The organism is Nocardioides pocheonensis, assembly GCF_003725535.1.
In the GTDB taxonomy this organism is placed as follows: domain Bacteria; phylum Actinomycetota; class Actinomycetes; order Propionibacteriales; family Nocardioidaceae; genus Marmoricola; species Marmoricola pocheonensis.
This window is the reverse complement of record NZ_RJSF01000039.1, coordinates 16468-37249: the sequence shown is the minus strand read 5'-3', so window position 1 is coordinate 37249 and position 20782 is coordinate 16468. Positions and strand designations below refer to the sequence as shown.

Genomic DNA, 20782 nt, shown 5'->3' with positions numbered 1-20782 from the left:
GGCCGGTGACGAGGACGACGGGGGCGACATGAAGAATGGTCCGGTGACCAAGGAATCCCAGGGCGACATCCCGGAGGGGATGAGCGACGACGCCCGGGAGACCTGGCCCAGCCAGGAGCTGATCCGGTCGTGGCTCGGCAACGAGCTCGACTTCGAGATGCGCCTCGGCGAGCACACGCCGATCCCCGACGACCCGGAGTCCGCGGCCCGGGCCCGGCGGTTCCGCGACGTCCTGGGCCTGTTCGCCAGCGGGGTGACCGTGGTGACCTCGATGTCGGACGGCTCGCCGGTCGGCATGACCTGCCAGTCCTTCTCCTCGGTGTCGCTGGAGCCGCCGCTGGTGATGTTCTGCCCGGCGAAGACCTCCCGCGCCTGGCCGCTGATGCAGCGCGCCGGCTTCTTCTGCGTGAACTTCCTCGCCGCCGACCAGGCCGACGTCTCCCAGGCGATGGCCACCAAGGGCACCGACAAGTACGACGGCATCGACTGGAGGCCCGCGACCACGGGCGCCCCGCTGATCGAGGGCGCCATCGGGTTCGTGGACTGCACGGTGCACTCCGTGCACGAGGCGGGGGACCACTACGTGGTGCTCGGCCGCGTGCGCGAGCTCGGCTTCGGCGAGGACGGCAAGCCGTTGCTGTACTACCGCGGCGGCTACGACACCACCGCTCGCGTGGACTGACTCCGGGGCGGCTCCTGGGCGCCTCGTCGGCGACCGGCGTCGTGTCGTGCCCGCCGCGCGTCGGCCGGCGGGCCATGCTGGTCACCGACGACTCCGGAGGTGGTCAGGATGAGCGGCATCGACACTCCCGCAGCCCGGGTGGACGGGCAGCCCGGCCCGACGCCGGCCCACCCGGCGTACCAGCGGGTCGCGGAGCGCCGGGCGGCGCAGCTGCAGCTGCGGGTGGCGGACGCGATCACGAAGTTCGCCGGGTCGATGGCGTTCGTCTACATCCACGTCGTGGTGTTCGCGGGCTGGATGCTGCTGGTCGAGTCCTCACCCTGGCCAACGCTCACGCTCGTGGTGTCCCTGGAGGCGATCTTCCTGTCCACGTTCGTCATGATCGGGCAGAACCGGCAGTCGGCGTACCAGCAGGCGAAGGCCGACCACGACTTCGTCGAGCAGGAGCTCGAGCTCAAGACCAACACCGAGATCACCCGGGCGATCCACACGCTCACGACCGAGCTGCACCGCCGGCTGCTCCCGGACCAGTCCGGCGACGGGACGCGGGAGCCACCGCGCCCCTGACCACCGCTACCGTGGTCCGGTGAGCGCTCCGCTCTTTCCCGACTCGCCGGCGGTGCTGGCCGCCTGCCGGGCCGCCGAGGCGAGGATGGTCGCCGCCACCGCCGACGTGGCGGTGGACACGGCCGTGGACTTCAGCGAACGGCTGCTGCGCAGCTTCCTCGGCCTGTGCGAGAACCCGCGCACCCGCCAGGGCATGCTGCGGATGGTGCGGTCCTCGGTCGGCAGCGCCCGCGCCGGCCGGGCCTTCTACCAGGTGCTGAACCGCACGGTCGTCAACCCGGCCGCCCGGGCCACGGGAGTGCACGCCTCGGCGCTGCGCTTCGAGCTGGTCTGCGGACAGCTCGTCGGGCTGGCGATGATGCGCTACGTGCTCCAGGTCGAGCCCGTCGCCTCCGCGCCCGCGGACGAGATCGTGCGGCAGTTCGCTCCCGCGATCCGGGCGACCCTCAGGGGCTCCTGACCGGGCCCGTGCGGGCCCCGGTCACGGGCCGGGCGCCCACGGTGTCGCCTCGAGCCACGTCGAGTCCTCGGCCCACGAGGCGGCGTCGTCCCACGGGTTTGTGCCGCCATCGCTCGCGAGGTAGGCAGCTCCCTGGAAGGCGCGGACGAACTTCGTCGGGAAGTTCACCGACTGGTACGACGTGCCGGAGCCGCTGTTGCCGGCCCGGGGGCAGAACGTCGCGTCCTGGGCGAACAACGAGCTGCCGTCGTCCGGCTGCAGGTGCAGCACGAAGTTCTCGTGCCGCAGGTAGCTGCCGGGCCGGTTGACCGACTCGAAGGACACGCAGCTCGTGTCGGCGAGGCCCGCAGCCTTCACGAAGGTCGCGTCCGCCTTGAGCGCGGCCGTGCTCGACGCCGTCACGGTCGACAGCAGCACGTCGTTGCTGGCGTCGTCGTGGCGCAGGTACGTCGACCCTCCGGCCGACGGCTGCAGGGAGACCCGCGGACCCGCGCTCAGCACGCTCTGGTTGGCCGCTCCCGGTGTGGGCTTGCGGGTGGTGACGAAGTCGGCGCAGTTGCTGTCCGTGTCCGCCCCGTCGGGGTACCGCGCGGCGCTCGTACCCGCCCCCGAGGTCACCGCGGGCACGAGCGCCGTGCAGCCGGACCGGCCCGAGCCGGACGCCGCCTGGTAGCCCTCGGCGAGCCACGGGTCGACCAGGCGGCCGTAGTCGAGGCTGTCGGTCACGCGGCCGTCGGCGTCGCGGAGCACCATCGCACCGGCGCCGGCGAGTGCCGGGCCGCCGAACCACTGGTCCGGGGCGGGCGAGCCCTGGTAGCCGGCGCCGGTCACCGCGTCGTCGAGGATCGCCGCGTTGACGGGGTGGCCGTTGTCGAGCGGCCGGTCGAGCGTGAGGCCGCTGCCGAGCGGTCGCACCGGCTCGTTGCTCTCGTGGGCGAACCGGGTCGCCGGGCTGAAGGTGACGCCGGTGCCCCGGTCGCTGAAGGGCAGGTTCGAGGAGTGCGCGAACTCGAGCGGCGCGGTCAGGGTCAGGCCGGTGCCCCCGGCCCCGGGGGTGCCGACGGACGCGACCGTGACCTTCTCGATCCGGGAGTCGATGTCCAGGCGGATCGTGTCACCGGCGGAGATGTTGCTCGTGGACGTCACCTTGAGCGTCGTCGCACCAGCCGGAGCCGCGGCCGCGAGGTAGGCCTGGGTGCCGCGCTTGCCGACCGCGGTCACCGTGGCGGTGTCGATCCGGTCGCCGTAGCCCACGGACAGCTTCTGGCCGACGGTGAAGCCTGACGTGCTGGTCACCGGCACGTTCGTCGACCCGGCGGGCACCGTGATCACCGGACCGTCCGGCAGCGGCTGCCACAGGGGAGTGCCGGCGCTCGCCGCGGTCGCGTCGCTGACGATGGTCGCGTCCCTGCCGTTGCCGGATGAGTCCAGCGCGGTGGGACCCGACTCCTCGTCGAACCGGTACGACGCCACGGTGCCCGCCCCGGCCTGCCCGCCCGCCAGCGCGGCGACGTCGGAGTCGGAGAGCGCGCGGTCGTAGACCTGGAAGTCGTCCACGATCGCGTTGAGGAAGGGGTCGGGGTACTGCGAGCGCCCGATCCAGTTCTGGGTCGTGCTGCCGAGGGCTGACGGGTGCAGCGTCATGTTCGGGTTGGTCGCCACGAGCGTGCCGTTCAGGTAGAGCCGCCCGGTGTTGCCCGCGAGGGTGACCGCCACGTGCGACCAGGTGTTCAACGGCAGCTGGCCGCCGCCCGTGAGCTGCTGCTCGGCTCCGTTGCCGCTCTTGGTGATCGCGTACCGCAGCCCGGCCCCTCCACCGTCGACGGTCAGGAACATGTTCGTGCCCGTGCCGCTGCCGAAGTCGAAGATCCGCGACCAGGTGCTCGTCGCCGCCAGGTCGACCCAGGCCGAGATCGTGAAGTCGTCGAGGCCGCCGACGATGCCCTGGGGCAGGGTCACGTACTCACCGTTGCCCGACAGTCGCACCGCGTTGCCGAGCTTGCCCGGCACGCGCGGCCCGGTGGCGCCTGTGCTCGTGATCGAGGAGATCGTGCGCGTCTCGGCGTTCGGGCCGGTGCCGATCCGCACCTGCTGCCCGGGTGCGAGCCCGGCTGTGCTGCGGACGTTGACGGTGCGGTCGCCCGCCGAAGCCGGAGCAGCGAGGCCGGAGGCCGCGAGCCCCAGCAGGTAGGTCTTGCCGCCGCCGAGCTTCGTGCCGGCAGGGATCGTGATCGTGGAGTCCACGGCCTGCTCGGAGGGGTGCTCGGTCAGCGTCCAGCCGGACAGGTCCACCGTGCTGTCGCCGGCGTTGTAGAGCTCGATGAACGCGTTGGTCGGGTTGCCGTCCGTGCCGGTCCGGTACTCGTTGATCTTGACCGGGCTCGTGTTCCGGACCCGCTCGGTGGTCCGGGTGGTCCGGCGACTGCCCTGACCCGGTGTCGTCCAGGAGCTCTCGCCGACGAGGTCACCGTTGAACGGGCTGGGCCCCGGCGTCACCGTGAAGGTGGCGCTGACGCTCGCACCGGTGGCCACCGAGTCGAAGGTCGTCGACGTGTCCTCCGTGCCGGTCACCACCGACGTCCATCCCACAGGCGGCGTCAGGCCGAGCTTCACCCCGACCGCGGCGGCGCCCGTCGTGTTCGTGAACGTCTCGGTGACCTGCTGGCCAGCTCCGGGGGCGAACGTCTGCAGGCCGGGCGGGGTGTCGGTCGCGGACCCGGGTGCAAGCGTCAGCTGCGGCCCGTCGTACGCGGCGTGGACGATGTTGGCCTGCACCGCCTGGTCGGTGCGGTCGCTCGGGTAGCCGGCAGTCATCACGCCTTCGTAGAACGTGCCCTGCGACCCGACGCTGTTGTCGCCGCCGTTGCCGAGGACGATCGCGCCCTGCTTGCGCATCGGGTCGTAGCTGGGCCCGATGCGGGGGCCGTCGTACATCGTGGTCAGGCTGCCGGACCGGGCATCACCACCGAGGGAGGCCCAGTGGTGCGGCTCGCCCTTCGCGACCGCGGTCACGAACCGCGAGGTCATCGTCGGCAGGTCGGCGCAGAGCTTCGAGGTGCTGCCCGGGTTCACGCAGCCGACCAGGTTGTTCTCCTGGTCGGTCATCACCCAGGGGCCCGGCGGGTTGCCGTGGTACCACCACGGCGCGTTGCCGAAGTACGACGTCTCCATGGTGCCGTCACCGTCGTCGCGGCTGTCGGTCTCGCCGTTGCCGTAGTCGAAGCAGCACCCGTCGTTGTAGTGCTGGCCGTTGACCACCCAGTACATGCCCTCGGGCTCGTCGTCGACGGCGATGCCGCGGGTGTCGTTGTTGCGCAGGCCCATGCCGGGCTCGATGAAGACGCCGTAGGCCTTGTGCCCGGAGACGGTGATCGGGGCCATGTCCGAGATCGGCAGGTTGTTCGCGCCGCCCATGGCCGGACCGCTGAACGCCCCCCGCGGCGCCTGGGTCAGGTCGTTGTGCCGGGGGGACTGGTCGTACAGCGTCGTGATGAAGCACGTGGTGTTCGCGCAGAAGGTGTCCTGCGCAGCGGAGTCGGCGTAGCCGCCCGCGTCCGGCGCCGGCTTGAGGCTCGGCTCGACCACGCCGATGTCGCGGCTCCGGCCGTCCGAGAGCCGGCGCACCTGGTAGAGCGGCCCGTGGTACCCGGCGTACAGCGCCCGGGTGGTGCTGTGCGCGGCGACGCACGGCGTGCCGCCGGCGGCGTAGAGGTCGCACGGGCCCTCGGGCCGGGCCGGCGCCTGCTGCGCCGCCTGGGCCGGCGCGACGAGCGTCGCGCCGGCGATGAGCGCGAGGGCCGCGAGGAGCACGGCGACGAGGTGGATCGGACGGTGCCGGACGTTCCTGGACGCGTGCCTGGGCATGGCGACTCCTTGCTTCCCGAGTGGCGAAAGAGTGCGGGTGTAACGCAGGTCACAGGCGCACAAGACGGAATGTTCGCGCTAACATCAGGTTCCGTCAACCCCTCGATCGCGGCCCCGGACTCCCCGTGAGGACGCGGTTTCAGCGCGCTGGGCCGCGGGACCGCGACCGTGTGCGCGTTCACATCCGGGCGTGCTCCGGGAGCCTGTGGATTGCGTCGGCGGGCAGCGTGCCGCGTGGGTCATCGTGGGCCGATGGACACCTCACCCGCGCCCCTGGTCGCTCTGCCCCTCGGTCCGGTCGTGCCACGTCTCCCGGTGGAGGAGCCGTTCACCGCGGCCATGGCCGCGCGTGCCGGCCTCGGCCGGGGTGTGCTCGACCGGCTGCACCGCTCCGGACGGGTGCGGCGGCTGCTGCGAGGCGTGTACGTGGACGCGACCGTGCCGCTGTCGGTCGCCGTACGCGCCCGGGCCCTCCGCCTCGTCGTCGGGGAGCAGGTCGTCGTCGGGACCACCGCTGCCTGGCTGCACGGCGTCGACCTCCCGAGGGCCGATCCGCAGGCCCCCGCGCCGATCGAGGTCCACGGGCGCAGCCGGCACCGGTACGCCGACCGGCCGGTGCGCTACGCCGACCGCGACCTCGCCGTGGTGGCCGGTGTCCGCTGCACCACCCCGCTGCGAACGGCGCTCGACCTCGGCCGCCAGCTCGCGCCCGACCGGGCGCTCGCCGCGCTCGACGGTCTGCTCCGGCTCGGCGCGTTCGGTCACGCAGCACTGCTCGCCGAGCTCCCGCGCTTCGGTGGTCAGCCAGGCATCGTGCAGCTGCGCGAGCTGGCCGCGATCTGCGACGGCCGTGCCGACGGTGCGGCCGAGTCGGTGCTGCGGCTGCGCTGGCTGCACGGCCGTCTGCCGACGCCGAGCCCCGGCCTCGTCGTGCGCCCCGGCGGCACGCGGCTCGCGCTGGGCCTCGAGGCGCATCGGTTCGGAGCTCTGCTGACCGGTGGCCAGGGCGAGCCCGACCTCGCGACGCTCTCGGCCCTGGGCTGGCGGATCGTCGTCCTCGGCCCCGACCGGGTGCTGCGCGGCGACGCGGCCCTGGTCACCGGCCACCTGGAGCGTGAGTTCCACCTGCACCTGCTCGACCAGGTCGGATGACTCCTGCCCCGGTGGGTAGGTTCCCCGCCATGGACCTTCCGCTCGCCTGGCACACCGATCTCGCCGTCCTCCGCCTCAACGGGGCGACCGTGGACGAGCGCCCCGATCACCTGGTCGTGCGCAGCCCCGCCAACCCACTGCACCACTGGGGCAACCTCGTCCTCGTCACCGACGCGGAGCGGGTCGACGAGCCCGAGCACTGGCTCGAGGTCTTCGAGCGTGAGCTGCCGGAGGCCAGGCACCGCTCGATCGGGCTGGTCGCCGATCCGCGCGATCCCGAGGCCTGGCAGGCCCTCGACCTCGAGCTGGACCGCGACGACGTCCTCGCCACGACGACCCCGCCCGCGCAGACGAGGGTGCCGCAGGGCTACCTGTTCAAGCAGCTGGCCGACGCCATCGAGTGGGAGCAGTCGACGGGGCTGCGGATCCAGGAGTTCGCCGCCGACGACCCGCACGAGGCGGAGTTCGAGCGTCGCTCGACCGGCACACGGAGGGAAGCCTCCGCGACCGGCGAGGCCGCGTGGTTCGGAGCGTTCTTCGGCGACCGGTTGGTCGCCGAGCTCGGGATCGTCCTGTGCGGTGACGGGGTGGCGCGCTACCAGAGCGTCGTGACCGCCGCGGACCACCGGCGCCGCGGCCTGGCCGGCCACCTGCTGGGCGTCGCAGCCGACTGGGCAGCCGAGCACGGCGCGCACAGGTGGGTGATCGTTGCCGACGACGGCAGCGACGCGGCTCGCCTCTACCGCGCGCGGGGCTTCCAGCCGGCCGGGCGCGGCGTCCGCGCGGGGCGCAAGCCGCCTGCCTGACCGGGGCAGGTTTCGAGCCGCCGTCGCGGGTTCCCTTCGAGGCTCGCTGCGCTCGCACCTCAGGACAAGCGCACGCTCACCCGCGCCCCGCTCCGTGGATTGAGCCTGCCGAAATCAACCTCTTCGCGTCGGGTCCCAGCTCGTTCACTTCGGCAGGCTCAGTACGGCGCCTCGCTGGCTCCCGGCTCAGAGCGCTGCGATCGCCTCCGCGATCGCCAGCGTGCGCTGGGCAGACTCCACGTGGAGGTTCTCGATCATCCGGCCGTTGTAGGTGACCACGCCGGAGTCGCGTGCGTCCCAGGCCGCGAGGATCCCGCGGGCGTCCTCGATCGCCTGCTCCGACGGCGCGAACGCCTCGTTGGCGCCCTCGACCTGGCCGGGGTGGATCAGCGTCTTCCCGTCGAACCCCATCTCGCGGCCCTGCCGGCACTCGGCGAGGAAGCCGTCGAGGTTCTTCACGTCGTTGTAGACGCCGTCGACGATCGCGATGCCCGCGGCCCGCGCCGCGAGGAGCGCGGTGTGCAGGGAGGGCAGGATCGGGGCGCGGCCGGGCACGTGCTCGGCGTACAGCTCCTTGACGAGGTCGTTGGTCCCCATCACCAGCACCGAGAGCCGGTCGGAGGCCCGCGCGATCGAGAGCGCGTCGAGGATCGCCACGGGCGTCTCGATCATCGCCCAGAGGCGGGTGTGGTCCGGGGCGCCGGCCTTCTCCATCGCGGCGACCAGCTGCTGCACCTCGTCGGCGCTGCTCACCTTCGGCACCACCACGGCGGCAGGACCTGCGGCCGACGCGGCGGCGAGGTCGTCGTCGTGCCACTCCGTGCCGATCCCGTTGACCCGGATCGTGACCGTGCGTCGGCCGTACTCACCCGACGCCGCGGCAGCGCACGCCGCCTCGCGGGCCGCGGGCTTGTCGTCGGGAGCCACGGCGTCCTCGAGGTCGAGGATCAGCCCGTCGCACGGGATCGTCTTCGCCTTCTCCAGGGCGCGCTCGTTCGAGCTCGGCATGTAGAGCACCGAGCGGAGGGGAGTGAAGTCGCTCATCAGTCCTCCAGGGAGATCGCGTCGTACTGCGCCTTGAGCTCCGGGTCGATCGCGGCCAGCTCCTCGGCGAGCGCGACCATCACCTTGCACTGCTTGACCGACGCGTCGTCCTCCATCTTGCCGTCGAGCATCACCGCGCCGGTGCCGTCACCCATCGCGGCGATCACGCGGCGCGCGTGCCGCACGTCCTCGACGCTGGGGGAGAAGACCTTGTTCGCGATCGCGATCTGCTTGGGGTGCAGCGACCAGGCGCCGACGCAGCCGAGGAGAAAGGCGTTGCGGAACTGGTCCTCGCACGCCACCACGTCGGCGATGTCACCGAACGGCCCGTAGTACGGGTAGATCCCGTGCATCGCGCACGCGTCGACCATGCGCGCGATCGTGTAGTGCCAGAGGTCCTGCTGGTACGTCGTCCGCGGCCCCTCGATGTCCCCGTCCACGGGGTCCTGGCGGACCAGGTAGCCGGGGTGTCCGCCACCGACGCGCGTCGTCTTCATCCGCCGGTCGGCGGCGAGGTCGGCCGGCCCGAGCGACAGGCCCTGCATCCGCGGCGAGGCGCCGCAGATCTCCTCGATGTTCGCGACGCCGCGCGCGGTCTCGAGGATCGCGTGCACCAGGATCGGCCGGTCGAGGCCGGCCTTGGCCTCGAGCTGGGCGAGGATCCGGTCGACGTAGTGGATGTCCTCGGCGCCCTGCACCTTCGGGACCATGATCACGTCGAGCTTGTGGCCGATCGCGGGCACCAGCGTGGTGAGGTCGTCGAGCACCCAGGGGGAGTCCAGGGAGTTGATCCGGGTCCAGAACTGGGTCGGCCCGAAGTCGACGTCCTGGCCGATCTTCACGAGGCCCTCGCGCGAGACCTCCTTGTTCTCCGCCTTGACCGCGTCCTCGAGGTTGCCGAGCAGCACGTCGACGGTGCCGACCATGTCGGGCACCTTCGCGGCCATCTTCGGGTTGCCGGGGTCGAAGAAGTGGATCGCGCGGCTGGGGCGGGCCGGGATCTCGCGCAGAGGCGCGGGCGCCCCGACGGCGAGAGGCGCGAAGAAGTCCTTGGCAGGTCGCATGGGGCGGAGGCTAACAGCGCCGATCCGGCTGCCGGTATGACGCATCACACGACGGCCTAGGGTGGCCGGCGTGGACAAGGTCACACCTCCCGGCGCCCCGTCCGGCGCGTTCCGGGTCGGCTTCGTGCCCGGCGTGATGCCGGGCAAGTGGGAGCGGGCGTGGCGGGAGCGGATGCGCCGGCCGCTGGAGCTGGTGACCGTGGAGGTGTCCGACCAGGAGAAAGCGCTCCGGGAGGGCCGCGTCGACATGTGCCTGGTCCGCGGCGAGGTGGATCGCGAGACGTTCCACCTGATCCCGCTGTACCGCGAGGTGCCCGTGGTCGTCGTACCGGCCGACCACCCGGTGACGGCGTACGACGAGATCGACATCGCCGAGCTCGCCGACGAGCACGACGTGCTGCACGAGCACCCGGGGCTCGCCCTGGCGCAGGCCGTGGAGACCGTCGCGGCCGGCACCGGGATCCTGGTCGTACCGATGTCGCTGGCGCGGCTGCACCATCGCAAGGACGTGGCCTTCCGGCCGGTCACGGGCGTCGAGGAGTCGCCCGTCGGGCTCGCCTGGGTGCGACCCGCGCCGGGGGACCCCGACGATCCGGACATTCAGGCGTTCATCGGGATCATTCGCGGTCGTTCCCCGCGCAGCAGCCGGGGGTGACCGGGAAGTTCAGGGGTACCTTAGGGAATTCTCCCGATGCAGGGACCTACCTCAGACGGCCAATCTGATGACTCCGGTCAGTCCGGCGAGACCCGCCCCCGACTGACATCGCGAGAGTCGAAGAGGTGCCGTCGATGTCCCACCTGCCGTGCCGCCAGGAGCCCGACCTGTTCTTCGCCGAGTCTCCGCGGGTGCTCGAGCAGGCGCAGGCGCTGTGCGCCGGGTGCCCGGTGCAGGAGCTCTGCCTGGCCGGTGCGCTCGAGCGGCGGGAGCCGCACGGGGTCTGGGGCGGCAAGATCCTGGTCGGCGGCCAGGTCGTCGAGCACAAGCGCGGCCGTGGCCGCCCGCGGAAGGACGACCCGCGCATCGTCGCCTGACACTGGTCGCCTGACCCGGGCCCGGTGGACACCGCCAGGCCCTAGGCTGCGGAGCCATGGGAACCGGGCGACTCGAGGCGTTCTCGGACGGCGTCCTCGCGATCATCATCACGATCATGGTGCTCGAGCTGCACCGGCCGGCTGACCCGACCTGGGCGGCGCTCGGCCACGCCGCCACGCCCCTGGTGATCTACCTGCTCAGCTTCGTCTACGTCGGGATCTACTGGTCGAACCACCACCACATGCTGCAGCTGTGCGACCGGGTGAGCGGCGGCGTGCTCTGGGCCAACCTGCACCTGCTGTTCTGGCTCTCGCTGTTCCCGTTCACCACCGACTGGATGGGTGAGACCGACGTCGCCCGGGTGCCCGTGCTCGTCTACGGCGTCAACCTGCTCGCGGCTGCGATCGCGTACGTCGTGCTCCAGCGGGCCATCATCGGCCTGGAGGGTCCCGAGTCCCGGTTGAAGAAGGCGATCGGGCAGGACGCCAAGGGCAAGCTGTCCCCGCTCCTCTACGTGACCGGCATCGCCGGGACGCTCGTGACGCCCTGGATCGGCATGACGCTGTTCACTGTTGTCGCCCTCATCTGGCTGGTCCCCGACCGTCGCCTCGAGAGCTTCGTGGCCCAGCTGGAGTCGAGCCCCGACGCCTGAGGCCACGCGGTGCGGCCTCATCGCTGGGCGGGCGTCGCGGCCAGCAGGGCAGCCACGATCGCCTGCACGCCGGCGGCGTTCGGGTGGTCGCCGTCCGAGGCGAGCAGCCGCGTGGGGTCCGCGCCGCTGGGCTTGAACACCGGCACGAGGTCGACGCAGGTGTCGCCGGCGCTGCGGGCGGCGGCACAGATCTGGTCGTTCGCCGCGGCGGTGATGTCGGCGGACCACTCGACCTGGGCCTGCCCGCCGGTGCTGCGGGCGACGTCCCCGTCGGTGAAGACGTTCCAGTAGTCGGTGACGAGCACGGTGGCACGGTGTCCCGCCTGAACCGCGTCCACGGCCGCCAGGATCTTCGTGAGGTTCCGCCCCATGCGCGCGGCCGGACCAGAGAAGCAGGCGTCGTCGCACCCCTCGGAGCGCCACTCGTCGAGCTCGGGGAGCAGGTCGTTGGCGCCGATGGTGACCAGCACGACGTTGGCGGCCGCGATCGCGCTCCGGGTGGCCGTGTCTCCCTGGAGGTTCTCGAGCAGGTCGTCGGTGACGGTGCCGCCGACTCCGAGGTTGGTGACCAGCACGTGGTCGCCGTCCCGCGACCCGAGCGCGCTGCCGTACTCCTCGGCGAGCCCGGCGCAGCCGCAGTTGGTGCCGGCCATCACCGAGTCGCCGAGCCCGACCACCCGGACCGTCCGCGCGGCCGGGTCCGTCGACCCGGTCTCGGTGGTCGAGGGGGCCGCGGGGGCCGGGGCCGACGGGCTCGCCGGGCGGCTCGACGTACGGGCGGCCCTCGCGCCTCCGGCCGGACCGGCGCAGGCGGCGCACACGAGCAGGAGCAGAGCGCCGACGGCGGCGCGGCTGCGCACGCTCACCGGCTCCAGGACCGGGCGCCCCAGACGAGGGCCTGGCCGAGGTAGCTGCGGTAGTTCTTGTAGTTGTGCCCGCCGGTCGGGAAGACCAGGTGGCTGACGTTGGGGTCCTGGGAGGTCAGCGCCAGCATCTGCTGGCTCTCGCGCCAGGTCTCGGCGTCCTGCCGCCCGGCCACCACGAGCAGGCGCGACCCGCCGAGCCCGCCGTTGTGGCGGTAGAGCCACAGCGGTGAGTTCTGGTCGTAGAGCTGCGGCAGGCCTCCGAACAGGTTGCCCGTGGTCTGGTCCTGGATCGGGTTGAAGTAGCCACCGAACGCGGTCGCCGACCCGAACCGGCCGGGGTGGGCGGTGACCAGCTTCGCCGCGCAGAACCCGCCGGTGCTCCAGCCGATCAGCGACCAGTCCGGCCCGGGCTGCTGCACGTGGTACTGCGAGGCGACGTACGCCGGCACGTCGGTGTTCAGCCAGCTCTCCGCCTGGATGCCGCCGGGGATGTTGGTGCACTCGGTGTCGCGCGGCGGGGAGATCATCAGCGTCGGGAACACCGCCACGAACGGCGGCAGCTGGTGGTTCTGCACCAGCTGGGTCGCGATCCGGGCGAACTGGAAGTGGCGGAACGTGCCCTGCGGTGAGCTCGGCTGACCGGGCAGGAACATCACGACCGGGTAGGCGCGGGCAGCGTGGGGGTCGTAGCCCGGCGGCAGCCACACGATCACCCGGTCGTCGAGCCCGCCGGCGTGGGCGTGCACCGTCCTCACCTCGAGGGTGCCCTGCCCCGGCCGGACCAGGCTGCCGGTCGTGATCGCGACCTGGGCCGGCCCGGAGCCGGTGAGGTCGGCCCAGCTGGTGTAGAAGCCGTAGTCGTTGTTGACCACGAGGGCGGTGGCGCCCACGGCGAACGCCGGGCCGAGCAGCGCGAGGACGGCGGCGGCGACCACGAAGGCGACCCGGCGACGCCGCGCCATCGGCGGCATCCCGCTCGCCCGGAGCACCAGGAACACGAGACCGAGGATCGCCACGACGGCAAGGATGATGGTGAGCACCAGCAGCGGGCGGCCGGTCAGCGAGAGCATCTGGTCCCTCCTGGCGGGCAGTTCTCCGAGGGTCGAGCCCACGCTAGCCGCGGCCTGGGCCGCACCCGAGGGTTCTCAGGAGAAGCTCGGAGAGTTCCCTGCCTCCGCTCAGCTGTCAGCCTGCGGTCAGGTGAGCACGGAAGCGCGGTGCCGGTGCGCAGGCCCGTTGAGCTGGGAGAGCGCGTGCGCTCGCTTGAACAGCAGCTGGGCGTCGTGCTCCCACGTGATCGCGATTCCCCCGTGGAGCTGCACGGTCTCACCGGCGATCCGGTCCAGCGCGTCCGAGCAGTACGAGCCGGCGACGGCCGCCAGCCGGTGCAGCGCGTCGCCGCGGTCCTCGCTGGGCTCCGCCAGGTACGCCGCGGCGGCCGCGGTCGCGCCCCAGCTCGCCGACCGCGACGCCTCGAGGAGGACGTGCAGGTCGGCCATCCGGTGCTTGAGCGCCTGGAACGACCCGATCGGCCGCCCGAACTGCACGCGTTCCTTGCTGTAGGCGACGGTCATGTCGAGTCCGCGCTGCATCGCACCGACCTGCAGCGCCGAGACCAGCGCGATGCTGATGTCGCGCACGTCCTCGGGCGGCTCGACCGGCTCGGCGGCGAGGGCCAGCCGCAGGGTCTGGTCCATCGCCGGGGTGCGGTCGGCGGGCTCGAGCACCACGCGCCCGAGCGTGAACGGCACGACGCGTCCGGCCGCGAGGTCCGGCAGCAGCTCCTCGCGCTCCGACTCCGAGCCGTGGAGCAACGTGTGCACCGCCGCGAGCGTGCCGGCGAGGAGGGGCGCGGGCGTCAGGTTCTCGCCGAGCTCCTCGAGCACCACGGCCGTCTCGACGAGGGTCGCGCCGAAGCCGTCGTACTGCTCGGGGATGGGGAGGGCGGCGACCCCGACCTGCTCGCACAACGCCTGCCACAGCCCGGTGTCGTAGCCCTCGGGCGTCTCGATCGCCGCGCGGACCGCAGCGCTGTCCGAGCGGCGGGTCAGCAGCGCGCGCACGGTGGTGGCGAGCTCCTGCTGCTCCTCGGTCCGGGCGAGGTGCATCAGCGCGCCGATCCCGTGAGGGTGGCGAGCACCTGACCGCGGTGGTACGCCGGCGTGCCCCACGCGCCGACGAGGGCGCGGACGCGGGTGATCCACAGGCCGAGGTCGAACTCGCGGGTGTAGCCGATCGCGCCGTGGACCTGCAGGCCGACCCGCGAGGCGAGGTAGGCGGCATCGGCCGCGGCGACCTTGGCCGCAGACGCGGGCACCTCCCCGAGTGCCGCGCCCAGGACCAGCGGCCGGGCGAAGTCGAGCGCGATCCGCACGTCGGCGAGCTGGTGCTTGACCGCCTGGTAGGAGCCGATCTCGCGACCGAACTGGCGGCGTTGCTTCGCGTAGGCGACCGTGTCGGCCAGCAGCCGCTCGCCGCAGCCGACCAGCTGGGCAGAGCAGGCGAGCACCGCGACGTCGAACGCTGCCACCTCCCCGGTGGTTGAGGTGCGAGCGCCAGCGAGCCTCGAAACCTCCGGCCCCGCGGCGTGGTCAGCACCCGCCTCCGCGCTCACCTCGGCGAGCCGCCGGGTCGTGTCCACCGACGCCCGGATCTCGCCGACTCGTGCGCGGAGGAGCCCGTCCGCGGTCCCGGCGTACACCACCTCGGCGACGTCGCCGTCGAGCGCGAAGGGCACGTGCGGCGGCAGGGCCACGGTGGCGACGGCGCCGGCGGCGACCGCCTCCAGGGCCTCGCCGGTCAGGGCCGTGGCGAGGAAGGCGGACGCCTCGATCCACGGGCCCACGGCGAGGTGGTGGCCGAGGACCTCGTGGGCGACCACCAGGTCCACGAGCGAGCCGCCCATGCCGCCGGCCTCCTCCGGGACCACGAGGGCGTTGACGCCCTGGTCGGCCAGCCGCTTCCACAGCCCGAGGCCGGGACCGGTGTCGCCCTCGGCCCAGGCCCGCGCGACGCCGACCGTGTCGGCCCTGGCCAGCAGGTCGCCCAGCGCCCGGCCGAAGCCGGCCTGCTCGTCGGTGAGCTCGAACCTCACTTCTGCCCCTCCTTCGCGACACTGCCCTTGGGCTCGCGGGGGAGGCCGAGGATCCGCTCGGCCACGATGTTGCGCTGGATCTCGTTGGTGCCGGCGTAGATCGGTCCGGACAGCGAGAAGAGGTACCCGTCCATCCACGGGGAGTCGGCCAGCTCCGACTCCGCACCGAGCAGGTCGAGCGCGGTCTCGTGGAGGGCGACGTCCAGCTCGCTCCAGAACACCTTGTTCACCGACCCCGCAGCTCCGATGTCGCCGCCGCCGGCCAGGCGCGTCACCGTGCCCCAGGTGTAGAGGCGGTAGGCCTGCGCCTTGATCCAGGCGTCGACGACGCCGTCGGCCGCCTTGGTGGTCGAGGTGCGAGCGCCCGCGAGCGGCGAAACCTCTTCGCCCTCCGTGGACTGCCACAGCTCCACCAGCCGGTCGGCCGCGGCGCAGAACCGTCCCGGCGAGCGCAGCGAGAGCCCGCGCTCGTTGCCGGCGGTGCTCATCGCGACCCGCCAGCCGTCCCCGGGAGCGCCGAGCACGTCGGAGTCGGGCACGAAGACGTCGTCGAAGAACAGCTCGGCGAAGCCGGGCTCGCCGTCGAGCTGGGCGATCGGCCGGACCGTGATCCCCTCGGCGTCCAGCGGGAAGACGAAGTAGGTGAGCCCGTGGTGCCGCTCGGCCTCGGGATCGCTGCGGAACAGCCCGAAGCCCCAGTGCGCGTACGCCGCGCGCGACGACCAGGTCTTCTGGCCGTTCAGCAGCCAGCCCGAACGACCGCCGGTGGTCGAGCTTGCCGAGACCCTGGTCGCGGTGGAGCGCAGCGACGCCAGGTCCGAGCCGGCCTCGGGCTCGGACCAGGCCTGGGCCCAGACCTTCTCCCCGGTGGCCATCGTCGGGAGGAAGCGCTGCTGCTGCTCGGGGGTGCCGTGCTCGAAGATGATCGGCGCGAGCAGGAAGATGCCGTTCTGGCTGACCCGGCCCGGAGCACCGGCGCGGTAGTACTCCTCCTCGAAGATCACCCACTCGACCAGCGAGGCTCCTCGCCCGCCGAGCTCCTCGGGCCAGGAGACCACCGACAGGCGCGCCTCGGCGAGCCGCGCCTCCCACTCCTGGTGGGCGAGGAAGCCCTCGGCGGAGTCCATCGAGGGCAGGCGGGTGGTCGGCACGTTCGCCGCGAGCCACGCGCGCACCTCCTCCTGGAAGGCACGCTCGGAGTCGGACAGGGTGAGGTCCATCAACGCTCCTCGTCGGTTCGCTGGGTCCCGGCAGCCTCGACAGCCCGGGTGCGCAGCTCGTTCTTGAGCACCTTGCCCCCGAGGTTGCGGGGGAGTGCGTCGACCAGCACCACCTGGCGCGGCACCTTGAAGTTCGCGAGCCGCTCCTTGGCGAAGGCGAGCACGGCGTCCGCATCGACGGTGGCGGTCGAGCCTGCCGAGACCACGACGTACGCCCTGCCCACCTCGCCCATCCGCTCGTCGGGTACGCCGACCACGGCGACGTCCTGGACGCCGTCGAGCCGCATCAGGGCCTGCTCGACCTCGGCGGGGTACACGTTGAAGCCGCCGCTGATGTACATGTCCTTGAGCCGGTCGGTGATCGTCAGGTTGCCCTGCTCGTCGAGCCTGCCGATGTCGCCGGTGTGCAGCCAGCCGTCGGGGTCGATGGCCTCGGCCGTGGCGGCCGGGTCGTCGAGGTAGCCGAGCATCACGAACTCCCCGCGGAGGAGCAGTTCACCGTTCTCCGCGATCCGGGTCTCCATGCCAGGGATCGCCCGACCGCAGGTGGTCGCGACGACCTCGGCCGAGTCGCCTTCGCGGCACATCGTCACCACCACGGCCTCGGTCATCCCGAAGGCGGTCACGACGTGGTCGATCGCGAGACCCTCCGGCTCGGGCGCGCGCATGCGCTCGATCAGCACGACGGGGACGACCGCGGCGCCCGTGACGGCGAGCCGCAGCGAGGAGAGGTCGAAGTCGGCGCGGTTCGGGGCGCCCAGGAGCGACTGGTAGATCGTCGGGGCGCCCGGGAGCACCGTGATCCGCTCGTCCTGGATCAGGCGCATCGTCCGGTCGAGGTCGAAGGTGCTGACCGGGTAGAGGGTGGCGCCGGTGGTCAGACCCACCACGATCCCGGCCTTGTAGCCGAACGAGTGGAAGAACGGGTTGATCACCAGGTAGCGGTCGTCCGCGGTGACGCCGCCGAGCTCGCCCCACGCCCGGGCGACGCCGACGGTCTGGCGGTGCGCGGACATCGCGCCCTTCGGGCGGCCGGTGGTGCCGGAGGTGAACAGGATGTCGGCCACGTCGTCGGGGGACACAGCGTCGGCGCGCGCCTCGACCTCGTCCAGGGTGACGTCGTGCGCGTCCACGTCGCCGACGTCGACCTGCAGGAACTTGATGTCGATCACGTCGCGCACCGAGGGGAGGGCGCTCGCCGCCCGCAGGTCCGCCACCTGGGTGCGGCCGAGGAACCCGTCGTCGACGACCACGAGGGCGGCGCCGGTGCGGTCGACGAGGTCCGCGACCTCGTGACCGGTGTAGCGGGAGTTGGCGGGCACGAGGGTGCCGCCGGCGTACGTGACGGCCAGCGCGGCGACCACCCAGTCGATGCTGTTCGGCGCCCAGACGACGACCCGGAACCCGGGCTCGAGACCGTAGGCGAGGTAGCCCCGGGCCACGTCGCGCACGTGGTCGAGCAGGGCCTGGAAGGACACGTTGCGCTCACCCTCGACGTACGCCGGGTGGTCGCCGAAGCGGTGCGCCGCGGCTCGGAGCACGCCGGGGAGCGTGCGTGGCTGGTCGCCAGGTGTCTGGTCTCCGGGCGTCGACACGGGACCTCCTTCACGTCGGGCGGTCGCGACCCAAGCAAGTGCTTGGTAGGGTAACAGACATGGACCTGACCGACGCCCCCGAGGACCGCGCCTTCCGCGCCGAGGTCCGCGCATGGCTCGAGGACCACCTGGTGGGTGACTTCGCGGCGCTCAAGGGCCTCGGCGGCTCCGGCAAGGACCTCGAGGCGCACGACGAGCGCCTGGAGTGGGACCGCCACCTCGCCCGGCACGGCTGGACCTGCATCGGCTGGCCGGTCGAGCACGGGGGCCGCGGGCTGAGCCTGTCGCAGCAGGTCATCTTCCACGAGGAGTACGCCCGGGCGAACGCCCCTGCGCGCGTCAACCACCTCGGCGAGGAGCTGCTCGGCCCGACCCTGATCGCGTTCGGTACGCCGGAGCAGCAGCAGCGCTTCCTCCCGGGCATCCGTGCGGTCGAGGAGCTGTGGTGCCAGGGCTACTCCGAGCCGGGCGCCGGCTCCGACCTCGCCAACGTGCAGACCAAGGCGCGGCTGGTTTCGGCAGGCTCAACCACCCAGGAGTGGGTGATCGACGGCCAGAAGGTGTGGACGTCCCTGGCGCAGTTCTCGGAGTGGATCTTCGTGCTGGCCCGCACCGAACCGGGCTCGCAGCGGCACCACGGGCTCAGCTTCCTTCTCGTCCCGACCCGCCAGGAGGGCGTCGAGATCCGGGGCATCGAGCAGCTGACCGGGGGAGCGGAGTTCAACGAGGTCTTCTTCACCGCCGCCCGCACCGAGGCCGACCTGGTCGTCGGTGAGCCCGGGCAGGGCTGGGCGGTCGCGATGGGCCTGCTCGGTTTCGAGCGGGGCGTGTCGACGCTCGGCCAGCAGGTCGGCTTCCGCCGCGAGCTGGACGCGCTGCTCGAGGTCGCGCGTGGCAACGGCAGCCTCGACGACCCGGTCGTGCGCGACCGGCTCGCCCGCGCCGACGTCGAGCTCGAGGTGATCCGGCTCAACGCGCTGCGCACCCTGAGTCAGCAAGGGGAGGCGGAGCAGTCCGTCGGGTCGGCCAGCGTCGCGAAGCTGCTCTGGGCGACCTGGCACCGCACCCTGGGCGAGCTGGCGATGCTGGTGCGCGGCACCGAGGCGCTGACCGCCGGGCCGGGCTACGACCTCGACCCGTGGCAGCGGCTGTTCCTGTTCAGCCGGGCCGACACCATCTACGGCGGCTCCGACGAGGTGCAGCGCAACATCCTGGCCGAGCGCGTGCTCGGCCTCCCGAAGGAGGCACGAGCATGACCGCGACCCGTCCCGAGCAGCCCACGCCGGCGTACGTGCCGGGCCACGGCCTCCTCCAGGACAAGGTGGTGGTCGTGACGGCCGCCGCCGGAGCCGGCATCGGCGCGTCCGCGGTGCGCCGGTCCCTCGAGGAGGGCGCGCGGGTCGTGGTGCTCAGCGACACGCACGAGCGCCGCGTCGCGGAGGCCCGTGAGTCGCTCGCCGCGGAGTTCGGGGCCGACCGGGTCGCGGCGACGGTCACCGATGTGACCGACGAGGCCCAGGTGACCGCGCTGCTCGACATCGCCGACGCCCACGGCGGCGTCGACGTGATGATCAACAACGCCGGCCTCGGTGGCACCGCCAGCGTGCTGGAGATGACCGACGAGCAGTGGGGCACGGTCCTCGACATCACGCTCACCGGCACCTTCCGCTGCGTGCGCGCGGCGTCGAAGCGGATGATCGCGAACGGCACCCGCGGGGTCATCGTGAACAACGCGTCGGTGATCGGCTGGCGCGCGCAGGAGGGGCAGGCGCACTACGCCGCAGCGAAGGCCGGGGTGATGGCCCTCACCCGGTGCGCGGCGCTCGACGTCGCCCCGCACGGCATCCGCGTCAACGCGGTCTCCCCGTCGCTGGCGATGCACCCGTTCCTGGCCAAGGTGACCTCCGACGAACTGCTCCACGAGCTGAAGCAGCGGGAGGCGTTCGGCCGCGCGGCGGAGCCGTGGGAGGTCGCGAACGTGATGGTGTTCCTGGCCAGCGACTACTCGTCGTACCTGACCGGTGAGGTGATCAGTGTCAGCAGCCAGCACGCCTGAGCGACCGGCCGGAGGCCGCCGCGAGGAGCTGCTCGCGATCGCGGCGAGGCTCTTCGCCGAGCGCGGGTTCAAGAACACCACGGTGCGCGACATCGCCGACGCCGCCGGCATCCTCTCCGGCAGCCTCTACCACCACTTCGACTCCAAGGAGTCGATGGTCGACGAGCTGCTCGACACCTTCCAGCGCGAGCTGTGGAAGGAGTACGACGCCATCACCGGCTCGGACCTGTCGCCGCGGGCCAAGCTCGAGGCGGTCGTGCGGGCCTCGTTCGACGCGATCGACCACCACCACAGCGAGGTCGCGATCTTCCAGAACGACGCGTCCTACCTGATCGGGTTCGAGCGGTTCGGCTACCTCGAGGAGCGCAACGTCCGGTTCCGCCGGCTCTGGACCGGCCTGCTCGAGGCCGGCGTGGAGGCCGGAGAGCTGCGCGCCGACCTCGACGTCGAGCTGGTCTACCGCTTCCTGCGCGACACGGTCTGGGTGGCGGTGCGCTGGTACCGCCCCGGCGGTGAGCTGTCCCCGTCCCAGGTCGCCGACCAGTACCTGACCATCCTCCTCGAGGGGATCGCGAAGACCGATGGTTGAGGTGCGAGCGCCAGCGAGCCCTTCGAGACGGTCGCTGC

At 72.3% G+C, this 20782-nt stretch carries 20 protein-coding genes; 11 read left to right on the top strand and 9 right to left on the bottom strand.

Translation table 11 applies throughout. From position 1 onward, the window contains the following. Positions 1–43: 43 nt before the first annotated feature. From EFL26_RS10790 to EFL26_RS10780, 3 genes are all read left to right on the top strand, one after another. Complete coding sequence (locus EFL26_RS10790) at positions 44–682, top strand: flavin reductase family protein (protein WP_246000141.1); 639 nt, start codon at positions 44–46, stop codon at positions 680–682. 108 nt (positions 683–790) lie between these two features. After that, positions 791–1249, top strand: coding sequence for a DUF1003 domain-containing protein (locus EFL26_RS10785; RefSeq protein WP_123222904.1), 459 nt, complete (start codon positions 791–793; stop codon positions 1247–1249). 19 nt (positions 1250–1268) lie between these two features. Further along, positions 1269–1709: a TetR/AcrR family transcriptional regulator gene (locus tag EFL26_RS10780; protein WP_123222903.1), complete on the top strand. Its 441-nt coding sequence runs from the start codon at positions 1269–1271 to the stop codon at positions 1707–1709. Between the two features lie 21 nt (positions 1710–1730). On the opposite strand, the gene EFL26_RS10775 is transcribed toward EFL26_RS10780, so the two are convergent. Beyond that, the gene (locus tag EFL26_RS10775; RefSeq protein ID WP_123222902.1) at positions 1731–5573 is read right to left on the bottom strand and encodes an arabinofuranosidase catalytic domain-containing protein; all 3843 of its coding nucleotides are present in this window, start codon (positions 5571–5573) and stop codon (positions 1731–1733) included. Between the two features lie 252 nt (positions 5574–5825). Between EFL26_RS10775 and EFL26_RS10770 the strand changes: the two genes are divergently transcribed. Both EFL26_RS10770 and EFL26_RS10765 read left to right on the top strand, forming a co-directional pair. Continuing rightward, positions 5826–6725: a type IV toxin-antitoxin system AbiEi family antitoxin domain-containing protein gene (locus tag EFL26_RS10770; RefSeq protein ID WP_123222901.1), complete on the top strand. Its 900-nt coding sequence runs from the start codon at positions 5826–5828 to the stop codon at positions 6723–6725. A gap of 29 nt (positions 6726–6754) precedes the next feature. Then, positions 6755–7531: a GNAT family N-acetyltransferase gene (locus EFL26_RS10765; RefSeq protein ID WP_183408144.1), complete on the top strand. Its 777-nt coding sequence runs from the start codon at positions 6755–6757 to the stop codon at positions 7529–7531. 186 nt (positions 7532–7717) lie between these two features. Here the strand turns inward: EFL26_RS10765 and EFL26_RS10760 are convergent, their stop codons facing one another. Together EFL26_RS10760 and EFL26_RS10755 are read right to left on the bottom strand one after the other, a co-directional pair. Next, complete coding sequence (locus tag EFL26_RS10760) at positions 7718–8575, bottom strand: HpcH/HpaI aldolase/citrate lyase family protein (protein ID WP_123222899.1); 858 nt, start codon at positions 8573–8575, stop codon at positions 7718–7720. Continuing rightward, complete coding sequence (locus tag EFL26_RS10755; protein ID WP_123222898.1) at positions 8575–9639, bottom strand: HpcH/HpaI aldolase/citrate lyase family protein; 1065 nt, start codon at positions 9637–9639, stop codon at positions 8575–8577. The genes EFL26_RS10760 and EFL26_RS10755 overlap by 1 nt, the downstream gene beginning before the upstream one ends. Before the next feature lie 70 nt (positions 9640–9709). Here EFL26_RS10755 and EFL26_RS10750 point away from each other — a divergent pair, with 70 nt between their 5' ends. The 3 genes from EFL26_RS10750 (at position 9710) to EFL26_RS10740 (ending at position 11324) form a co-directional block, all read left to right on the top strand. Then, positions 9710–10294 (top strand): LysR substrate-binding domain-containing protein, encoded by a 585-nt coding sequence (locus EFL26_RS10750; protein WP_246000140.1) that lies wholly within the window; start codon positions 9710–9712, stop codon positions 10292–10294. A gap of 134 nt (positions 10295–10428) precedes the next feature. Continuing rightward, positions 10429–10671 (top strand): WhiB family transcriptional regulator, encoded by a 243-nt coding sequence (locus tag EFL26_RS10745; RefSeq protein WP_123222897.1) that lies wholly within the window; start codon positions 10429–10431, stop codon positions 10669–10671. A gap of 56 nt (positions 10672–10727) precedes the next feature. Next, on the top strand, positions 10728–11324 hold the full coding sequence (locus tag EFL26_RS10740) for a TMEM175 family protein (protein WP_123222896.1): 597 nt from the start codon (positions 10728–10730) through the stop codon (positions 11322–11324). A gap of 17 nt (positions 11325–11341) precedes the next feature. Here EFL26_RS10740 and EFL26_RS10735 read toward each other — a convergent pair whose 3' ends face one another. From EFL26_RS10735 to EFL26_RS10710, 6 genes are all read right to left on the bottom strand, one after another. Then, on the bottom strand, positions 11342–12190 hold the full coding sequence (locus tag EFL26_RS10735) for an SGNH/GDSL hydrolase family protein (protein WP_148046685.1): 849 nt from the start codon (positions 12188–12190) through the stop codon (positions 11342–11344). Next, entirely contained in the window at positions 12187–13260 is a 1074-nt protein-coding gene (locus EFL26_RS10730) for an alpha/beta hydrolase (protein ID WP_123222894.1), read from the bottom strand. Before EFL26_RS10730 ends, EFL26_RS10735 begins: the two co-directional genes overlap by 4 nt. 126 nt (positions 13261–13386) lie before the next feature. Then, entirely contained in the window at positions 13387–14298 is a 912-nt protein-coding gene (locus EFL26_RS10725) for an acyl-CoA dehydrogenase family protein (RefSeq protein WP_123222893.1), read from the bottom strand. Then, positions 14298–15284 carry an acyl-CoA dehydrogenase family protein gene (locus EFL26_RS10720; protein WP_123222892.1) on the bottom strand — a complete coding sequence of 329 codons (987 nt, stop codon included), beginning with the start codon at positions 15282–15284 and terminating at the stop codon, positions 14298–14300. The genes EFL26_RS10725 and EFL26_RS10720 overlap by 1 nt, the downstream gene beginning before the upstream one ends. Further along, entirely contained in the window at positions 15281–16504 is a 1224-nt protein-coding gene (locus EFL26_RS10715; protein WP_123222891.1) for an acyl-CoA dehydrogenase family protein, read from the bottom strand. The genes EFL26_RS10720 and EFL26_RS10715 overlap by 4 nt, the downstream gene beginning before the upstream one ends. Then, positions 16504–18099, bottom strand: a complete 1596-nt coding sequence (locus tag EFL26_RS10710) for a FadD3 family acyl-CoA ligase (RefSeq protein ID WP_183408143.1) — start codon at positions 18097–18099, stop codon at positions 16504–16506. Before EFL26_RS10710 ends, EFL26_RS10715 begins: the two co-directional genes overlap by 1 nt. A 59-nt stretch (positions 18100–18158) precedes the next feature. Here EFL26_RS10710 and EFL26_RS10705 point away from each other — a divergent pair, with 59 nt between their 5' ends. The 3 genes from EFL26_RS10705 to EFL26_RS10695 are packed head-to-tail and all read left to right on the top strand — an operon-like array spanning position 18159 to position 20744. Continuing rightward, complete coding sequence (locus EFL26_RS10705) at positions 18159–19355, top strand: acyl-CoA dehydrogenase family protein (protein ID WP_123222918.1); 1197 nt, start codon at positions 18159–18161, stop codon at positions 19353–19355. Further along, positions 19352–20155 carry an SDR family oxidoreductase gene (locus EFL26_RS10700; RefSeq protein WP_123222889.1) on the top strand — a complete coding sequence of 268 codons (804 nt, stop codon included), beginning with the start codon at positions 19352–19354 and terminating at the stop codon, positions 20153–20155. Before EFL26_RS10705 ends, EFL26_RS10700 begins: the two co-directional genes overlap by 4 nt. After that, entirely contained in the window at positions 20133–20744 is a 612-nt protein-coding gene (locus tag EFL26_RS10695) for a TetR/AcrR family transcriptional regulator (RefSeq protein ID WP_123222888.1), read from the top strand. Before EFL26_RS10700 ends, EFL26_RS10695 begins: the two co-directional genes overlap by 23 nt. Positions 20745–20782: the final 38 nt, after the last annotated feature.